Here is a 17,048-nt window from a genome sequence, read left to right on the forward strand (position 1 = left end):
TATAAAAAAAAGCAGGGCATGTATTTCTACATACTCTACTCTTTGAGTGTATCATCTTAACTTAATGACATTGTGAAATATATCAGCAATCTTTTATTAATTTATATAGTCTGGTCTATTAGGAATTATAATAGCGCAAATTATATATGCTAGAATTCCGGTTCCTGCTAAACACACAAATAGTACCCACCCTAATCTGATTAGCGTTGAATCTATATCAAAATATTCGGCTATTCCGCCACAAACACCTGAAAGTTTTTTATCTGTTTCTGAAAGATATAATTTTTTATTCATTATTAATCCCCACCTTGTAATATAATAGGCTTTAATATATTATACTACAGCTTTTATGATTATTCATGTTTTCTACTTTCTTTTAAGAAAATCTTTAGTTTTATATATTATTTTAATTTATATTTTGGTTAAAAATTGAAGACTGTCCCCAAGTAATGACATTCCACTATCATTATCTAAAGTTAAAATACTTTCTGGATGAAACTGAACTCCTAATATTTTTAGTTTCTTATGCATTACTCCCATTAATATTCCTTCTTCATCCTCACAGATATTTATTAAATCCTCTCCAATTTCTTTTCCATACAAAGAATGATATAGTCCCACTGTAAATTCTTCACTAACTGATGCCCATGGAGCTTCTTTTGATTTTTTCACTTTGAGTTTTTTGCCGTGTCTTGGATTCTCAATATAGTCAAGCTTTCCTCCAAAATACTCAACTATTCCTTGAAGTCCTAAACAAACGCCAAATATAGGCACACCTTTTTCTATTGCAATATCAATACTTTCATTTAAATTAAACTCACTTGGTGTTCCTGGTCCTGGTGAAAGAATTAAAACATCAAACTTCTCTTCTTTTAGCTTCTTTCTTCCTTCATCTCCTCTATAGGTCTCAACATCAAATCCTAACGTCTTAATATAGTTTGCTAAAGTATGAACAAATGAATCTTCATGATCTATTATTAATGCTCTTTTCTTTTGGGGACAGTTAACAATTTTTTTCGTGTAATTAATGCTTAACTGTCCCCCAAATTTCTCTAAACTTTTAAGCATAGCTAATGATTTTACTTTTGTTTCTTCTTCTTCATCCTCTTCAATAGAATTCATAAGAAGTGTAGCTCCAACTCTTATCTCAACCTTTTTATCTATATATCTCAAAGTTCTTAAAGTTATTCCTGTGTTCATATCTCCATTAAACTTTATAAAACCTACAGCACCACCGTACCAGTTTCTTTTGTCCTTCTCAACTTTTTCTATCCACTCTATTGCTCTTTTTTTAGGTGCACCTGTTAAAGTAACTGCCCACATGTGAGTTAAAAATGCATCTAAAGCATCGTAGTTTTCTTTCAATATTCCTTCTACATGGTCTACAGTATGAATTAAATGAGAATACATCTCTATAGTTCTTCGATTAATTACCTTAACCGTCCCCTCTTTACACACTCTACTTTTGTCATTTCTATCAACATCTGTACACATAGTTAGCTCTTCTTCATCTTTTTTAGAGTTTATAAGTTTCTTTATCTGTTCGCTGTCTTCTATGGCATTAGCACCTCTTTTTATAGTACCGCTAATTGGGCAAGTCTCAACTTTTTTGTCTTCAACTCTTACAAACATCTCTGGTGATGAACCAATTAGGTATTCTTTACCTAAATTTATAAAGAAGTTGTAAGGACTAGGATTTATATTCTTTAAGTTGTGATAAATCTCTTTTGGATGAAGTTCAGTTTCTCTAACTATAGAATAAGAAGGAACAACTTCAAACAAGTCGCCTTTTCTAAAGCTTTCCTTTGCCAAGGTTACTATCTTTGAGTAATCTCCTTTTTTGATATACTCTTCATTTAATGTCTTTTGAACATCTTTTTGATTTATTGATTCATTATTTTCGGACACTGTGGTTATTCCTTCATAAGAGAAATCATATTTTACACAAAAAGTCTTTGATAATTTATTATCTCTTAAATAGATTTTCTCTGGGAAATACAAAACTACATCTTCGCTGCCATCTCTAGATTTATAAAGTTTAATATCATCTTCAAATTGAAAAACAAGATCATAACCAAAAGCCCCATATAATCCAAGCCAATCATCTTCACTTTTAAACCCATTCATAAGAGCTCTTATTATTGTAAATATGCTTCTCTTTTTACTTCTTTCTTCTTCTCTATAAACCTTGTTATCTTTCTCTAGGGTGAATTCTATCACCTCTTCTCTATCATCTAAATTCACGCCGTCTATTTTTTGTAGAATCACCTTTACTATTTTTAGAAGTTCTTTCCCAGATCTACTTAATGCTCTTACCTGTCCCTGAAGTCCTGAGGTTCTAATTTCTAAATAAGGATTTACAACCCCAAGCTCCCATCTTGAATATCTATTAGGAAATTCATAGTTTGATGAAAATAGTGCTCCTTTATTATTATTTATTTCTTCCTCTAAGAAACTTAAATCCTTAAAGTCTAGCTCTTCTTTGCAGGCAGTAATCACAATATTCATTGGTGTTATATAATTTTTATTCATACTCACTCTCTAGCCGCCTTAATTAATTCTGAAATTTCTGCATAACCGTCCCCTCTTAAAAGTTTGATTATTTTGCTACCTACAATAACACCATCTGAATATTGTTTTATCTCTTTTACATCCTCTTTACTACTTATCCCAAACCCAGCCATGATAGGAAGAGTGGAATTTTCTCTAATCTTTGCAAGACTGTCCCCCAAGTTTTTCTTATCTATTTCCTTTTCGCCTGTAACTCCTAATGAGGTTACAACATATAGGAAACCTGAACCTACTTCGCATAAATCTTTAATTCTTTCTAAAGGAGTTGTTGGTGAATACAAAGGTACATAAGCTATTTCATATTTTTTTATATATTTTTCTATAAAGGAAAACTCCTCTATTGGAACATCTGGTAGTATTACTCCTTGAACTGATAACTGAGATGATCTTTTAAAAAACTCCTCTAACCCAAACTTAAATATGGGGTTTATATAACTCATTATAACTAAAGGAACTTCTGATACTTCTCTAATTTTTGATATTAACTCAAATACCTTATGAACGTTAATTCCATTTTTCAAAGCCTTGATTCCACTTTCCTGGATAACTGTCCCATCAGAGGCTGGATCTGAAAAAGGTATCCCAAGCTCTATTAAAGTCGCTCCTTCTTTTTCTAAAAACAGTATATCTTTATAGGTTCTCTCTAAAGAATCTTCTCCAACCATGATATAAGGAATAAATGCTTTTTCCCCTTTTTCTTTTTTCTCATTTAATAGCTTCAATAAATTACTCATTAGCTTCACCTCCAAATAATTCACTAACTCTCTCTACATCCTTATCTCCTCTTCCAGATAAACATACAACTAAAATTTCATCTTTTTTCATAGTTTTTGCCTTCTTAATTGCGTAAGCAACAGCATGTGCAGACTCTAAAGCTGGAATAATACCCTCTAATTTTGATAAAAGTCTAAAGCTTTCTAAAGCCTCATCATCATTAATTGGGTAATATTTAGCTCTCTTTATATCACTTAGATAACAATGTTCAGGTCCAACACCTGGATAATCTAACCCTGCTGATATTGAATATGGTTCAATAACTTGACCGTCTTTATCTTGAATTAAATACATAAGCGCTCCATGTAAAATTCCTTTTTCTCCTTTAGCTATTGTTGCTGCATGTTCCTCTGTATCTATCCCAAGTCCACCTGCTTCAGCTCCTATTAGTTCAACTTCTTCATCTTCTATAAAAGGATAAAACATTCCTATGGAATTGCTGCCTCCACCTACGCAAGCTACTATTGCATTTGGAAGTTTACCTTCTGCTTCTAATATTTGCTTCTTAGTTTCTTTTCCTATTACACTTTGAAAATCTCTAACCATCTTTGGGTATGGATGAGGTCCTAGCGCTGAGCCAAGTATATAGTTTGTATCTTTAACATTTTCAGCCCAATATCTTAAAGCTTCATTGCATGCATCTTTTAAGGTTTTGTTTCCACTTTCAACTGCTACAACCTTAGCCCCTAAAAGCTTCATTCTAAACACATTTAAAGCTTGCCTTTTTACATCCTCAGCACCCATAAAAACTATACATTCTAAGTTAAACATAGCTGCAACAGTTGCTGTAGCTACCCCATGCTGCCCAGCTCCTGTTTCTGCAACCACCTTTTTTTTCCCCATTCTTAATGCTAGTAAGGCCTGCCCTACTGTATTATTTATTTTATGTGCTCCAGTATGGTTTAAATCTTCTCTTTTTAAATAGATTTTAGCTCCACCACAAAACTCACTTAATCTTTCAGCATAGTATAATGGAGTTTCTCTTCCTACATATTTTTCTAGATAATAATTGAATTCTTTTTGAAAAGCTTCATCCTTCATTGCCTCTTCATAGTATTTCTCTAGCTCTTTTAATGGTTTCATCAAGGTTTCTCCAACAAACCTACCACCATAAATATCAAAATGACCTCTTTCATCCGGTAAATTATACATTTATTTATGCCCCCTTACTATTTCTATAAATTCTTTTATTTTCTGCTTATTTTTAACCCCGTCCACTTCCACACTTGAAGAAACATCAATCATACAAGGTTTTGCTGCTTCTATTGCATCTAGTACATTTTCAGCGCTAAGTCCTCCCGCTAAGATTATTCTTTCTCTATCTTTTTTGTTAACTGTCCCCAAAAATTCTAAAAGTTCAGATGATAATTTGTTTCCATTTCCACCTTTTAAAAGGCCTTTTCCTTCCAGTAAAATAAAAGGAACTTCATAGTTTAAAGCTTTTTTCACATCTTCTAGAGTCCCTACGTTAAAGGCTTTTATAACTTTAAAGGGAAGTTTTCTTATAAAGTTTTCATCCTCATCACCATGAAGTTGTACCATGGATAATCCACCTTCACAGTAGTATTTTTTTATCTCATCTTCTGATTGATTAACAAAAACCCCAACTTTCTCGACCTTATTTCCTAACCCTAAAGTAATAGCTTTTAAGGTATCCATATCTATTCTTCTTTTTGATGGACAAAGAATAAATCCAAGAGCATCTGCACCTAATTCTTCAACATACTTTCCTATTTCTCTGTCTTTAATCCCGCAAATCTTTATCTTTGTCATAAAGTTAACTCCCTAAAAGTTTCTTCAACATTTCCTGAAGTTACAAAACTTTCCCCAACTAATATTCCTTTAACTCCATGTTCTTTTAGCTTCTTAACATCTTCTCTTGTTTTTATCCCGCTCTCTGAAATAATTAGTCCATCTTCTTTTATATATTTAGAAAGTGCTATAGTTGTATCTATGCTTACTTCAAAGGTTTCTAAGTTTCTATTGTTTATTCCAATGATATCTGGTTTAAGTTCTTTTGCTCTTAATAGCTCCTCTTCATCATGAACTTCCATCAATACTTCTAAATTCATAAAATGTGCATAATCTAAAAGTTCCTTTGCCGCTTCATCTGATAAAACCTTAAGAATAAGAAGAATCACATCTCCACCATAAATTTTACATAAATCAATCTGTATTTTATCTATAAAGAAGTCTTTATTTAATATGGGGACGGTTAAGCATTTTCTTGCATTTTCTAAATCCTTATAACTTCCTTTAAAATATCTCTCTTCAGTTAAAACAGATACTGCTTTAGCTCCAGCATTTTCATAAATTTTAGCCATTTTTTCAACATCTAGATTCATATTTAAATCACCTTTTGAGGGGGAAGCTCTTTTTATTTCTGATATAATTCCTATAGTTTGGCTTTTTATTAGGGAATTTTTCAGTGACTGTCCCCTATTATTTTTAAGTTCCATAGCTTTATTATGAATTTCTTCTCTATTCAAAAATTTTAAATCTTCTTTCTTTTTTTCAACTATTTCCTCTAAAATATTATGCATAACACTGACTCTCCTCAATTAGTTGATTTAATTTATTTAATGCTTTTTTTGAATCTATAAGTTCTTTTCCTCTATCTATTCCTTCTTCTAAAGAGGAAACTTTATTGGCAGCTAGAAGTCCCAATGCACAATTAAACAAAACTGTATCTCTGCAAGCTCCTTTTTTCCCATTTAAAATATCTAAGGTTATCTGTTTGTTGTACTCTGGTTCTCCCCCTTGGATGTCCTTTAATGTTATTCTTTCAAAACCTAATTCTTCTGGAGTTATGCTTTTGTATTCTATATTTTCTTTTCCTACTATAGCTAAATGTGTTTCTCCTGTTAAGGTACCTTCGTCTAATCTATCATCTCCATTTACAACAATTCCTGTTCTTCCCATTGCCTTAAGTGCTTTTGCTATTGGCTTAACCAAATCTTTTCTATAAACCCCTAAAAGTTGTGACTCCAGTTTAAATGGATTTGCAAGTGGTCCTAAAATATTAAAAATAGTTGGTATTCCAAGACTTCTTCTAACAAGCATGATGTTTTTAAACTTAGGCTGCATATTTGGTGCGAAAAGAAAAACTATTCCAATTTTCTCTATAAGTTCTTCTATGCCTTCTTTAGTAATATTAATATTCACTCCTAAAGAGGTTAATAAATCTGCTGATCCACTTTTGGATGATATGGATCTATTCCCGTGCTTAGCAACCTTCACGCCCCCAGCTGCTAATAAAAAACCATTGGTTGTAGATATATTAAAGCTTCCACTTCTATCTCCACCTGTCCCACAATTATCAAAAAGACCTTCTATATTTTTTAGTTTTATGGCATTTTCTCTCATGCCTTCTGCCATTCCCGCTATTTCTTCATAGCTCTCGCCTTTTGTTTTTAATGCAAGTAAAAATCCCCCAATTTCTCCTTGTGTAGCTTCATCTGAAAACATATAGTTTACAGCTTCTTTTGCTTCTTCTTGATTAAGGTCACTTCCCGATGATACTTTTAATAAATAATCTTTAAATTCCATTATAAAAGCCCCCTTTTTAAATCTATTGATTGTAATAAAAAAAGCCCTCTATAGAACTATAAAGTTCTATAGAGGGCGAATATCCGCGTTGCCACCTCTGTTAGCATAAATAAAATTACAAAAGATTATAATCTTACTTATACCATCTCATTGTCAGATACTTTCATATCTTATCCCTGTAACGTAGGAAAACGTATTGCATACTCAAATTCAGCTCTCTCTCGTAAGTCCATTCACTAAAAAAGTTATTGTAAGTTCACACCAACCCACTTACTCTCTGAAAATCCCTTTAAAAGTTACTACTCTTACTCATAGATTTTATCAATATTTTTTTATTAATACTATAATATGATTATAGTTATCTTTTGTCAATAAAAATTAGGGACAGTTAACAAAATTTGTTTAAATTAAATTTTGTTAACTGTCCCCAAAATGTTTAACTCTCCTTTTTATTGTCAAGACTTTAGCTAAGGAGATGATTTTAATGCCAAGATTACCAAGAATAAAACAAGATAACGGTATTTTTCATGTGATAATGCGCAGTATAAGTGATGTAAATCTATTTAAAACTTCTGACGACAAAGTAGAGTACTTAAAAATAATTAAAGAAACTCAATATATTTTTAAGTTTAAAATATACTCCTATTGTCTTATGAGTAATCACTGTCATTTCATAATTGACAGCTGTGGAGCTGATATTTCTAAGATTATGCATAGAATTAACTTTAAATATGCGCGTTATTTTAATGTAAAATACAATAGACATGGTCATTTATTTCAAGATAGATTTAAGAGTAAACTAGTGTCCGATGAAAAATATCTCTATTCATTATCACTATATATACATAGAAATCCAATGGACATTAAAAATTATTCAAAGTCTCCTGAGAAATATAGATTTTCAAGCTTATCCGTGTTTTTAGGAATTAAAGCTGATGAATTTGAAATTCTAGATGATTTGTTCATTCTCTCACTTTTATCTGATAGTTTAAAAAAATCAAGAGAAAAATACCTAGAGGCTCTTTCAATTACCAGTGAGTTGAAAGATAAAAATATTGATATGAAACAAGATAAATCCTTATATATGAGTGGAAAAGTTTATATTAATAGAAATTATTCTCCTACTTCAATAATCAATTTTGTATGTAATAAATTTAAAGTGAATAAACATCTCATATTCAGCAAAAATGTTAGAGAATTTGTACATATACGAGCATTAATAGTAACTATGCTACGCTCTTTATGTGATATCAATATAAAATCTATATGTAGTTTATTGGGGAATATTTGTGCATCTAACGTATCACGCTTGTCTTCAGTTGGCGTAGATTTATTAATGAATAATAGTATTTATTCAAACTTAATTGATGAATATGTTACTTTAAATTTAAAAGCCATCTAAATGATTATATCTTAAAAATTCTTTTTAAAATTTTTATTATTTAAGAATTCATTGTGGACAAGTATTATTAATTATAACTATTACATATAAAAATCCTCATTTTCCCTCTATAGGTCATTTAAATAACTAATACTTAACTGTCCCTAAAAGATAGCGTTTTTATGAGCCTATCTTCCCCTATTACAACATTTTCAAAAACATCTTTAGCATTAACTAAATACCAACTTGGTTTATCCATAGCTGGCGAGAAGTGAGTTAAAAGCAGTTCCTCTACCTCTGCATTTTTAGCTAAACTAGAGGCCTCTCTAAACGTCATATGTTTATTTTTTATAGCTTTTTCTAGATCATTATCATCACCATAAGTACCTTCGCATATAAATAGATAACTGTCCCTAACAAAGTCTATTATTTCCTCTATTGGTCTTGTGTCCGTTATTATTGATAATTTAATTCCTTCTCTATCCTCCCCTAAAACCATAGAGGGATAAAATCTTCTACCTTCAAATTCTATCTTATTTCCTTTTTGCAAAACATTCCATAGATCTTTCGGTACGTTATTTTCTAATGCCTTTTCAACACTAAATTTCGGTGCTCTTTTTATATAAAAACTATACCCTAAGCAAGGAGCTGAATGATCAAGATTTAAAGTTGAGATATTAATAAAATTATCTAACTCTATAGTATCAATTGGATTTTCGATTATCTTAATATCGTAAGGCAGATATGGGCATATTACCCTTAGTGAATTAACTGTATTTTCAATTCCTTCTGGTCCTATTATTGTTAAGGGATCTGTTCTTCCGCTATTTCCTATAGTAGCTAATAATCCTGGAAGCCCTACAATATGATCTCCGTGAATATGAGTTATACATATAATATCTATGGTTTTAAATCCCCATCCAACCATTCTCATAGAGACCTGAGTTCCTTCTCCACAATCCACTAATATCTTTCTTCCTCTATAATTTAATAAAATTGAAGAAAGATTTCTATTTGGCATTGGCATTCCTCCACCACAACCTAATAATACTACATCTATCATAAAATTCACCTCCTTTTTATATTATGCACTAAATTTATTAAATGTTGTAATATATATTTTGAGAAAAAATTGGGGACAGTTAAGCATAAAATTTTTGCTTAACCGTCCCCCATTATATACTTTTATTTAAACTTCATCAGCATATCCTTAGCTGCTTGTTCAATATCTTCTTTTCCTAAAATAGCACTTACAACTGCTATTCCATCTATTTTACTTTCCTTTAATAGTTCAGCATTATTCTGGCTAATCCCACCTATACCAACCACAGGGACGGTTAAGGATTTTTTTATCTCCCCTAAAAGTTCTATAGATACAGAGCGAGCATCCTTTTTTGTATCTGTTGGAAAAACAGCTCCAATTCCTAAGTAATCCGCACCTTCAGCTTCTGCTAGTTTAGCTTCCTCTAAAGTTGCGGCAGAAATACCTAATATCTTATCTTCACCAATAATCTTTCTAGCAACATTTGCAGGTATATCACTTTGTCCAACATGAACTCCGGCAGCATCAACAGCTAAAACAATGTCAATCCTATCATTTATAATAAGTGGTACATTATGTTTGTCTGTAATCTTTTTAACTGCCACAGCTAAGTTATAAAAATCCAACGAACTAATATCTTTCTCTCTTAACTGTACTAATGTAACCCCACCTCTAATACTTGCTTCTATAGCTTCACAAAGGTCTCTTCCTTTTAAAACATCTCTATCGGTAACTAAATACAGTGTATAATCTATATTACTTTTCATCTACCTTACCTCTTTCTAAAATAACTTCAGAAGACAAGTTGTATATCTCATCTATAATGTTTGATCTTAGCTTACCTGTCCCCTCATTTTCTCCTAATCTTTCATGGGCCTTTTCTCCTGCAATTCCCATAGAGACCACTCCAGCTAAAGCTGCTGTAAATGCATCTTCACAAACTCCTGCAAATGCTCCAGTTAAAGCTGTACACATACATCCTGTTCCAGTAACTTTTGACATTATCTTGTGCCCATTTTCTACGACTGCAACTCTTTCTCCATCAGTAATTATATCTTTAGCTCCAGTAATTGCTATAACTGTCCCCCATTTTTTTGCAATTTCCTTAGCTAGTCCAATTTCGTTTAATGAACTTTCTTCTAAAGAGTCTACTCCTTTAGTTTTAACATCAGCTCCGTATAAACTTTTTATCTCAGATAAGTTTCCTCTAATTACAGAAAACTTTACTTCTTTAATCAGCTCTGCTCCAACCTTATTTCTAAATGGAGTTGCTCCAACTCCAACAGGATCTAAAACAACTGGAACTCCAATTTCATTAGCTTTTTTACCTGCAGCTATCATTGACTTTACAGTATTGCTGTTAAGTGTTCCTATATTTATCACTAAAGCAGAGGCTATGCTAACCATATCCTCAACTTCGTTTATATCATCAGCCATAACTGGAGATGCACCTATCGCTAAAGTTATATTAGCACAATCATTAACAGTAACATAGTTTGTTATTTGATGAACTAAAGGAGACTTTTCTCTAACATCTTTTAAAGCTTGAACAACATTATTTTTCATAAAAAACACCTCAATTAAAATTATTTTAAAACAAAAAAAGACACAACCCATAGGATTGTGTTTAACTTCATAAAATACTATTAAACAAAACACTTCCTACGCTGGCATTATCCAGTTCAGGTACTAGGGTTAAAGAATTTTAGTTCTTACTCTCAGTTGGCTATCATCCAACACCCCTGTGCTATTTAAGTTATATTTTTATAATAGCACTATAAAATTTCTTAAGCAATAGATAGAGAAAGTATTTTACTTTATAGGGTATAATGTTAATATAGTAGATACGTTATGAATTTATAGAAAAAGGTGAAATTGTTGAATAATATTAATTTTAAAGATTTTAATTTAAATCCTAATATTCTAAAAGCTTTAGAGGAATTAGGATACTCAAATCCTACAGACGTACAGAAAGAAGTTCTTCCTATAGTACTTCAAAAGAAAGACTTAATTGTAAAAGCTCAAACAGGTAGTGGAAAAACTGCTTCCTTTGCAATACCTCTATGTCAATCTATTGATGTAGAAATAAAAAACCCTAAGGCACTTGTATTAACACCAACTAGAGAGCTAGCTGTCCAAGTTAAGGAAGACATAAATAACATAGGTAGATACAACAAAATTCGTTCTGTTGCTATCTTCGGAAAACAACCTATAACTAGTCAAATAAATGAACTTAAACAAAGAGTTCATGTTGTTGTAGGTACTCCAGGTAGAACTCTAGATCATATTAAGCGTGAAACTTTAAATGTAAGTGAAATAGATTATTTAGTTTTAGATGAAGCTGATGAAATGTTAAGTATGGGCTTTTTAGAAGAAGTTGAAGAGATTTTATCTTATCTTCCTAAAAAAAGAACTACTCTGCTTTTTTCAGCAACTATTCCAGAGCAAATTAAAACAATTTGTGATAGACATATGAAGTCCCCTAAAAATGTTGAAATAACTCCAAACAAACTTACTGTTGAAAATATACAACAAGGATACTTTGAGGTAAAAGATGAAGATAAGTTCTCTTTACTTGAAAAGCTACTTATAAAGGAAAACCCTGACAGTGCAATACTTTTCTGTAGAACAAAAGAGAATGTAGATACTCTTATTTCTAAACTTGAAGGTAAAAGATATCCATCAAAAGGACTTCACGGAGGAATGCTTCAACCAGAAAGATTGAGAACTATAGATGAGTTTAAATCAGGTAAGTTTAGATTTCTTATTGCTACTGATATTGCATCAAGGGGTCTTGATATAGATAAAGTTTCTTTAGTTGTAAACTATGACCTTCCTATGGAAAAAGAAAAGTATGTACATAGAATTGGAAGAACAGGGAGAGCTGGAAACTCTGGAGTTGCCTTAACTTTTAAAACTCCATATGAAGATAGATTCTTTCAAGAAATTCAAGATTATATAAGTTATAAAATTCCTAAACTTTCTCCACCTAGTAGAGAAGAGTTCCTTGCAAATAAAGAAGACTTCAAGTTAAAAAATGAAAACTTCAAAAAAGTTACTATTAGTAAAAAGAAAGAAGTTTCAAAAGACATTACTAAGATATACTTAAACGGTGGAAAAAAGAAAAAGATACGCCCAGGTGACATAGTTGGTGCAATATGCAGAATCCCAGGAGTTGAACCTGATGATATAGGTATAATAGATGTTTCTGACAATGTATCCTATGTTGACATTATGAATGGTAAAGGTGATTTAGTTTTAAGAGAACTAAAAAATGCAACGATAAAAGGAAAAACTCTAAAGGTTGAAAAAGCTAAAAGTTAGTTTAGAAAAGATGAGCACTTTATAAAAATGCTCATCTTTTAATTTTAGCTTATATTCATATTACACTTAACACCATTTCTCCTTAGTTCATCTGCAAGTGCAACTTTAAGTTTTTTGATTATAGTACTCTTAATTTCGCTTTCCACCTTGCCCCTAATCAAATCTTGTGGAACAAAACCAGGAATTCCGTGATTAGCTGCTACCTCACCAGGATTTTTAACATCAATGGTTATTGAAATATTTATCATAACCGTCCCCTAAAAAATTATTACTGTACTATATTTATGCTGAAAACGTAAATAATATTATTTATTTTTTATTAATACAGCTGTTACCCACTCATTGGTTTTTGTACTTTTATCTAAGGTATATCCGTAGCTTTTAACTTTATCTAAAACTTTTTCACTACTCCACTCAACCATACCCGAAACGAATAATACACCATTTGGTTTTAATACCTCATTTATAAAATCCATTGAAGATAAAGTTTCTTCACCTCCAATATTTATAAATACAACATCAAACTTGCCTAAAACCCCAAAAGTCTTTGATGTGACATCACTTATAACAACTTCTATGTTATAAACATTATTTAACGATGCATTATATAGTACTTCTTCCGTAACATCTCTGATATCTAAAGCAACTACTCTATCCGCATTTTTTATAGAAGCTGCTAAACTTAAAATCCCTGAACCAGCTCCTAAATCTAAAACTGACTCTCCTTGAAAATCTCTATCTAAAATATAACGTAACAAGTCTTGAGTAGTTTCATGAAGACCTGTTCCAAAAGATCCTTGAGATTCAAAATTAATCTTATTTAAACTATTTGGTGAATAATCCTTTTCTGCTATTATCCATCCATTATTTAAATCTATAGGTTCAAAACTTTGTTGCCAGTTGTCTTCTGAAACCTCTACTAGCTCCAAAGTCTCTTCAATCTCAAATTCATCTTTTATCTTATCTACTAATTTTCCCGCTTCTGACCTATCCTCATCATAGAAATATACATGTAAATCTATCTCTTTATCCTCTTTTTCAAAATACCCATACCCATTATCGTCAACTGTGACCTCATAAGGTACATCATAATAGGTAGATGATACCCCTAAAATCTCTAGTTTTTCTATTGTTTCGTTGATTAAAGAATTTTTAACCCTTAATAAAACTTCAAAAATAACAATCACTCCTACTCCATATTTTGCTTCATTAGTATTTTACACATATTTTGTAGGTTTTTAAACATATATATAAATTTAATCAAAATCTATACTGTTTTCTTCTATTCTTGATATTGAGAGAAGCTTGTTAAAGTTCATTAAAGAATCAGCTATACTTAAAGTCTTAAAGTCAGTCTGCAGATAGTTTTCACTCTTATTTCCAAAGGATTCTATAGCTTTTATTCTAACAGTATACTCTGTGTTTGGAAAAAGTCCTTTTATTTTAAAGCTTAATCTCGACTTTATATATTCCATATAGAAATCTGAAAAAATCATCATTTTTTTTAACTCTTTATTGTTATTTTTATTAACAACACTGACCTCATAGGAGTGAATGAAATCTTCATGTATAGCTTGAGTGAAACTTATCTTCGCAACATTATTAGTAACATATTTAATGTGAACTGAACTTTCTTTCTTAAAATAAGGCTTTTTTCTTAAATCCCTTCTATTATCTATATATAGAAAGTTGTCCTTATTTGATGGTTCATTTATTATCCATCTATCCTCATTAACTTGGTTTTTTGTAAAATCAATAGTAGATATCTTTACCACATTATCCTCTGATACTTTTACTATTAATCCTTGTGATACCTTGCCCGCCTTTGGCTGAATTGTCCCGTTAACCTTCCCCCTTTCTAACTCCATATAGCTAGTTGAACCAGCACCTACAGAGGTAAAGTCTTTTTGATGAATGCTTCTTTCATCATTCAAAGGGTAATGAGAATGTCCAGAAAAATTTATTACTTGAGGGAAGTCCTTTAAAACTTCATATAAATCCTTGTTTCCCCAAGCCTCACTTCCATAAACAGTATTTTCAATATGCTGATGAACCCCTAAAAATATAGGTTTCTTAGCATCATCCTTTCTAGCTATCTCAAGTTCATTTTTAAGCCAAGCTAAAAGTTTTTTACTAAATAATCCGCTTAATCTTTTTCCTTCTGTACTAATTGAAATAAAATGATACCCTTTTATAACTTTGTGTGAATTAATGTCTTCATTTAAATTATCTTTAAATCTTTTTTGTGCTGCTTTAATTGATACCCCACCCCAACAGTCATGGTTCCCCATTAGAAATATCTTTTCTCCTAAAAACTCTGAATACTTATTATAAATCTTGTTAAACTTCTTATATTCTTTTTCTCTTCCACTATTGGTTATATCTCCAGTAATAATTAATGCATCTAAATTTTGTTGATATTCTTTTAATCTACTTAATGCTAAATCAAGTTTTTCATCTTCTTTAGAATTATGAGCTTTTACATGTATATCACTTATTACTGCAAAATTTAATTCCACAAAATCATCCTCCAAAATTTATTTCTAATATAAATTTAGCAAATGAATGTTAATCAAAGATGTAAACTATGTTAAAACTACAAGAACCCATTTTATAAATAATAAATAGTATATATTAAGAAAACAGAATTTCTCTGTAGAAATCTTAGGAGGCAAAATAAGTGTCTAAGAAGCGTGATAATCCTAGTGGCTCAAGAGATACTAAGAAATCTAAACATAATAATCCCCCAGATGTAAATAAAGACAATTTTTCTAATAAATCAAATAAAAACAGTCGGTCTTCTAATGATTCTATTGACTTTAATTCTCCCCAATATAGACACGATATGGGAGAATTAGTTCTTCTTAATGATCAGCTTTATGCAGTTTATACAGGATTAGCGTCCTATTTGTTTTTACTTAAAGCTACTCAAGAATCCATAGACCAGATAGTTATCAAATATCAAGGAGGAGATGTAACTAAGCTTCCGAATCCTGCAGTAGATGCAAATCTATCAACTATTTTTATTTTCTTTACTCTACTTCAATTTACTAAAATAGGTTACTCAAGATATGTACAAGTTTCCCGTGAATATGAAGAAGGGACCACTGATATTCATCCTAGATTTAGGCAAGAGATACTTTATGGTCAGATAATAAGTGTTGCAAATATTATAGATCAAAGAATAAGGGAATTAAACTCTCCTTACTCTCCAATATTAACTCCATTCCCAGGTTAATGTGTTCCTCTATTTGTAACAATAACAAGTACAATTTCATAAATTGTATTGATTGGTAATATAAGTAAATTAAATTTAGGAGGCCCATGTTATGTATGATAATAACGAAAGACATTCGAGTAAATCTCATAAAGAACACAAAATGGATTACGCTAAAGCCTATGTAAGACTTCAGCCTTTTGAAAATGTCTATGATGCAGACACTTCACTAAAGCGTGGAACTATATTTAGAGATTTAGACAAACCTTATGCTAAACAATTACTTTAGGAGGATTACAATGGATAAAAAAGATCTACTAAAAAAAATTCAAGAAGTTGGATTTAGTCTTGTTGATGTAAATCTATATCTTGATAACTATGAAGATAATAAAGATGCCCTTGAATACTTTAACTGCTTGTCAAAAGAACTTATGGATTTAAGAAAAGAATATGAAAAGAAATATGGTCCACTAACTAACTACGGTATACAAACTGCAAAAGATTGGGATCAATGGGTTTCTGGTCCTTGGCCTTGGGAACGTAAATTTAATGATTAGAATTTGGAGGGAAAATTTTTATGTGGTATTATGAAAAAAGACTAGAATATCCTGTAGACATAAAACAACCTGACCTACGCTTTGCTAAACTAATCTTAACTCAACTAGGAGGACCTGATGGCGAATTAAGTGCATCAATCAGATATCTTAGCCAAAGATATACTATGCCTACTGGAAAGTCAAAAGGTCTACTAACAGACATAGGAACAGAAGAGCTTGCACATGTAGAAATAATTTCTACAATGATGTACCAATTAACTAAAGGCACTTCTATAGAAGAACTAAAGAAACATGGTTTTGATACGAACTATGCAGTACATGGAAAAGCCATATATCCTTCTGATCCAGGTGGAGTTCCTTGGACAGCAGCTTATATTCAAGCTACTGGAGATCCAGTTGCAGACCTTACTGAAGATATGGCTGCAGAACAAAAAGCAAGAGCTGCTTATGAAAGATTAATTCTTTTAACAGATGACCCTTCTGTTAAAGATGTATTAAAATTTTTAAGAGAAAGAGAAGTAGTACATTTCCAAAGATTTGGTGAAGCTTTAGTAATGGTTCAAGATCACTTCCAAAAATAAATTTATAGTGTAACTTACTTATTCTTTTGCATATAAAACTCCCATTGAACTT

Annotated in this window: 19 protein-coding genes, 1 riboswitch and 1 other annotated feature; of the genes, 6 read left to right on the forward strand and 13 right to left on the reverse strand. The window is 31.2% G+C overall.

Going from position 1 to position 17,048, the window contains the following annotated elements:
- Positions 1–96: 96 nt before the first annotated feature.
- The 7 genes from L1S49_RS16260 to trpD all read right to left on the reverse strand — a co-directional run bounded on the left by L1S49_RS16260 (position 97) and on the right by trpD (position 6,894).
- Complete coding sequence (locus tag L1S49_RS16260) at positions 97–294, reverse strand: PspC domain-containing protein (RefSeq protein ID WP_073018568.1); 198 nt, start codon at positions 292–294, stop codon at positions 97–99.
- Positions 295–411: 117 nt separating this feature from the next.
- On the reverse strand, positions 412–2,532 hold the full coding sequence (locus tag L1S49_RS16265) for an anthranilate synthase component I (RefSeq protein WP_238906517.1): 2,121 nt from the start codon (positions 2,530–2,532) through the stop codon (positions 412–414).
- Between the two features lie 2 nt (positions 2,533–2,534).
- Positions 2,535–3,305, reverse strand: coding sequence for a tryptophan synthase subunit alpha (trpA, locus tag L1S49_RS16270; protein WP_238906410.1), 771 nt, complete (start codon positions 3,303–3,305; stop codon positions 2,535–2,537).
- Positions 3,298–4,497, reverse strand: a complete 1,200-nt coding sequence (gene trpB, locus L1S49_RS16275; RefSeq protein WP_238906412.1) for a tryptophan synthase subunit beta — start codon at positions 4,495–4,497, stop codon at positions 3,298–3,300. The genes trpA and trpB overlap by 8 nt, the downstream gene beginning before the upstream one ends.
- Entirely contained in the window at positions 4,498–5,118 is a 621-nt protein-coding gene (locus tag L1S49_RS16280) for a phosphoribosylanthranilate isomerase (RefSeq protein WP_238906415.1), read from the reverse strand.
- Complete coding sequence (gene trpC / locus L1S49_RS16285) at positions 5,115–5,888, reverse strand: indole-3-glycerol phosphate synthase TrpC (protein ID WP_238906417.1); 774 nt, start codon at positions 5,886–5,888, stop codon at positions 5,115–5,117. The genes L1S49_RS16280 and trpC overlap by 4 nt, the downstream gene beginning before the upstream one ends.
- The gene (gene trpD, locus L1S49_RS16290; RefSeq protein ID WP_238906419.1) at positions 5,881–6,894 is read right to left on the reverse strand and encodes an anthranilate phosphoribosyltransferase; all 1,014 of its coding nucleotides are present in this window, start codon (positions 6,892–6,894) and stop codon (positions 5,881–5,883) included. The genes trpC and trpD overlap by 8 nt, the downstream gene beginning before the upstream one ends.
- A 68-nt stretch (positions 6,895–6,962) precedes the next feature.
- Positions 6,963–7,216, reverse strand: a binding site (T-box leader).
- A gap of 162 nt (positions 7,217–7,378) precedes the next feature.
- On the opposite strand from trpD, the gene L1S49_RS16295 reads away from it, so the two are divergent.
- Positions 7,379–8,296: a transposase gene (locus L1S49_RS16295; protein WP_238906421.1), complete on the forward strand. Its 918-nt coding sequence runs from the start codon at positions 7,379–7,381 to the stop codon at positions 8,294–8,296.
- A 133-nt stretch (positions 8,297–8,429) separates the two neighbouring features.
- Here the strand turns inward: L1S49_RS16295 and L1S49_RS16300 are convergent, their stop codons facing one another.
- The 3 genes from L1S49_RS16300 to thiM form a co-directional block, all read right to left on the reverse strand.
- Positions 8,430–9,338 (reverse strand): ribonuclease Z, encoded by a 909-nt coding sequence (locus L1S49_RS16300; RefSeq protein WP_238906423.1) that lies wholly within the window; start codon positions 9,336–9,338, stop codon positions 8,430–8,432.
- A gap of 122 nt (positions 9,339–9,460) precedes the next feature.
- The gene (gene thiE, locus L1S49_RS16305; protein WP_238906425.1) at positions 9,461–10,084 is read right to left on the reverse strand and encodes a thiamine phosphate synthase; all 624 of its coding nucleotides are present in this window, start codon (positions 10,082–10,084) and stop codon (positions 9,461–9,463) included.
- Complete coding sequence (gene thiM / locus L1S49_RS16310) at positions 10,074–10,883, reverse strand: hydroxyethylthiazole kinase (RefSeq protein ID WP_238906427.1); 810 nt, start codon at positions 10,881–10,883, stop codon at positions 10,074–10,076. The genes thiE and thiM overlap by 11 nt, the downstream gene beginning before the upstream one ends.
- A gap of 76 nt (positions 10,884–10,959) precedes the next feature.
- A riboswitch (TPP riboswitch) is annotated at positions 10,960–11,071 on the reverse strand.
- A gap of 124 nt (positions 11,072–11,195) precedes the next feature.
- Here thiM and L1S49_RS16315 point away from each other — a divergent pair.
- Positions 11,196–12,641: a DEAD/DEAH box helicase gene (locus tag L1S49_RS16315; protein WP_238906430.1), complete on the forward strand. Its 1,446-nt coding sequence runs from the start codon at positions 11,196–11,198 to the stop codon at positions 12,639–12,641.
- 44 nt (positions 12,642–12,685) lie between these two features.
- Here L1S49_RS16315 and L1S49_RS16320 read toward each other — a convergent pair whose 3' ends face one another.
- The 3 genes from L1S49_RS16320 to L1S49_RS16330 all read right to left on the reverse strand — a co-directional run bounded on the left by L1S49_RS16320 (position 12,686) and on the right by L1S49_RS16330 (position 15,160).
- Positions 12,686–12,889, reverse strand: a complete 204-nt coding sequence (locus L1S49_RS16320) for a hypothetical protein (protein WP_021800858.1) — start codon at positions 12,887–12,889, stop codon at positions 12,686–12,688.
- Between the two features lie 57 nt (positions 12,890–12,946).
- Positions 12,947–13,828, reverse strand: coding sequence for a 50S ribosomal protein L11 methyltransferase (locus tag L1S49_RS16325; protein WP_238906432.1), 882 nt, complete (start codon positions 13,826–13,828; stop codon positions 12,947–12,949).
- Between the two features lie 69 nt (positions 13,829–13,897).
- On the reverse strand, positions 13,898–15,160 hold the full coding sequence (locus L1S49_RS16330; RefSeq protein WP_238906434.1) for a metallophosphoesterase: 1,263 nt from the start codon (positions 15,158–15,160) through the stop codon (positions 13,898–13,900).
- Between the two features lie 161 nt (positions 15,161–15,321).
- On the opposite strand from L1S49_RS16330, the gene L1S49_RS16335 reads away from it, so the two are divergent.
- From L1S49_RS16335 to L1S49_RS16350, 4 genes are all read left to right on the forward strand, one after another.
- The gene (locus L1S49_RS16335; protein ID WP_238906436.1) at positions 15,322–15,879 is read left to right on the forward strand and encodes a hypothetical protein; all 558 of its coding nucleotides are present in this window, start codon (positions 15,322–15,324) and stop codon (positions 15,877–15,879) included.
- Between the two features lie 91 nt (positions 15,880–15,970).
- On the forward strand, positions 15,971–16,147 hold the full coding sequence (locus L1S49_RS16340; RefSeq protein WP_021800854.1) for a spore coat associated protein CotJA: 177 nt from the start codon (positions 15,971–15,973) through the stop codon (positions 16,145–16,147).
- A 10-nt stretch (positions 16,148–16,157) separates the two neighbouring features.
- Entirely contained in the window at positions 16,158–16,415 is a 258-nt protein-coding gene (locus tag L1S49_RS16345; protein ID WP_021800853.1) for a spore coat protein CotJB, read from the forward strand.
- A gap of 20 nt (positions 16,416–16,435) precedes the next feature.
- Positions 16,436–16,996: a manganese catalase family protein gene (locus tag L1S49_RS16350; RefSeq protein WP_238906438.1), complete on the forward strand. Its 561-nt coding sequence runs from the start codon at positions 16,436–16,438 to the stop codon at positions 16,994–16,996.
- Positions 16,997–17,048: the final 52 nt, after the last annotated feature.

The sequence above is a fragment of the Clostridium sp. YIM B02506 genome, from assembly GCF_022324845.1.
GTDB classification, from domain to species: Bacteria; Bacillota; Clostridia; order Clostridiales; family Clostridiaceae; genus Clostridium_T; species Clostridium_T intestinale.

Bases quoted from the DNA above. Each gene is read 5' to 3' on its own strand.
- L1S49_RS16260 (WP_073018568.1), bottom strand. From the start codon at position 294: ATGAATAAAAAATTATATCTTTCAGAAACAGATAAAAAACTTTCAGGT.
- L1S49_RS16265 (WP_238906517.1), bottom strand. From the start codon at position 2,532: ATGAATAAAAATTATATAACACCAATGAATATTGTGATTACTGCCTGC.
- trpA (WP_238906410.1), bottom strand. From the start codon at position 3,305: ATGAGTAATTTATTGAAGCTATTAAATGAGAAAAAAGAAAAAGGGGAA.
- trpB (WP_238906412.1), bottom strand. From the start codon at position 4,497: ATGTATAATTTACCGGATGAAAGAGGTCATTTTGATATTTATGGTGGT.
- L1S49_RS16280 (WP_238906415.1), bottom strand. From the start codon at position 5,118: ATGACAAAGATAAAGATTTGCGGGATTAAAGACAGAGAAATAGGAAAG.
- trpC (WP_238906417.1), bottom strand. From the start codon at position 5,888: ATGCATAATATTTTAGAGGAAATAGTTGAAAAAAAGAAAGAAGATTTA.
- trpD (WP_238906419.1), bottom strand. From the start codon at position 6,894: ATGGAATTTAAAGATTATTTATTAAAAGTATCATCGGGAAGTGACCTT.
- L1S49_RS16295 (WP_238906421.1), top strand. From the start codon at position 7,379: ATGCCAAGATTACCAAGAATAAAACAAGATAACGGTATTTTTCATGTG.
- L1S49_RS16300 (WP_238906423.1), bottom strand. From the start codon at position 9,338: ATGATAGATGTAGTATTATTAGGTTGTGGTGGAGGAATGCCAATGCCA.
- thiE (WP_238906425.1), bottom strand. From the start codon at position 10,084: ATGAAAAGTAATATAGATTATACACTGTATTTAGTTACCGATAGAGAT.
- thiM (WP_238906427.1), bottom strand. From the start codon at position 10,883: ATGAAAAATAATGTTGTTCAAGCTTTAAAAGATGTTAGAGAAAAGTCT.
- L1S49_RS16320 (WP_021800858.1), bottom strand. From the start codon at position 12,889: ATGATAAATATTTCAATAACCATTGATGTTAAAAATCCTGGTGAGGTA.
- L1S49_RS16340 (WP_021800854.1), top strand. From the start codon at position 15,971: ATGTATGATAATAACGAAAGACATTCGAGTAAATCTCATAAAGAACAC.
- L1S49_RS16345 (WP_021800853.1), top strand. From the start codon at position 16,158: ATGGATAAAAAAGATCTACTAAAAAAAATTCAAGAAGTTGGATTTAGT.
- L1S49_RS16350 (WP_238906438.1), top strand. From the start codon at position 16,436: ATGTGGTATTATGAAAAAAGACTAGAATATCCTGTAGACATAAAACAA.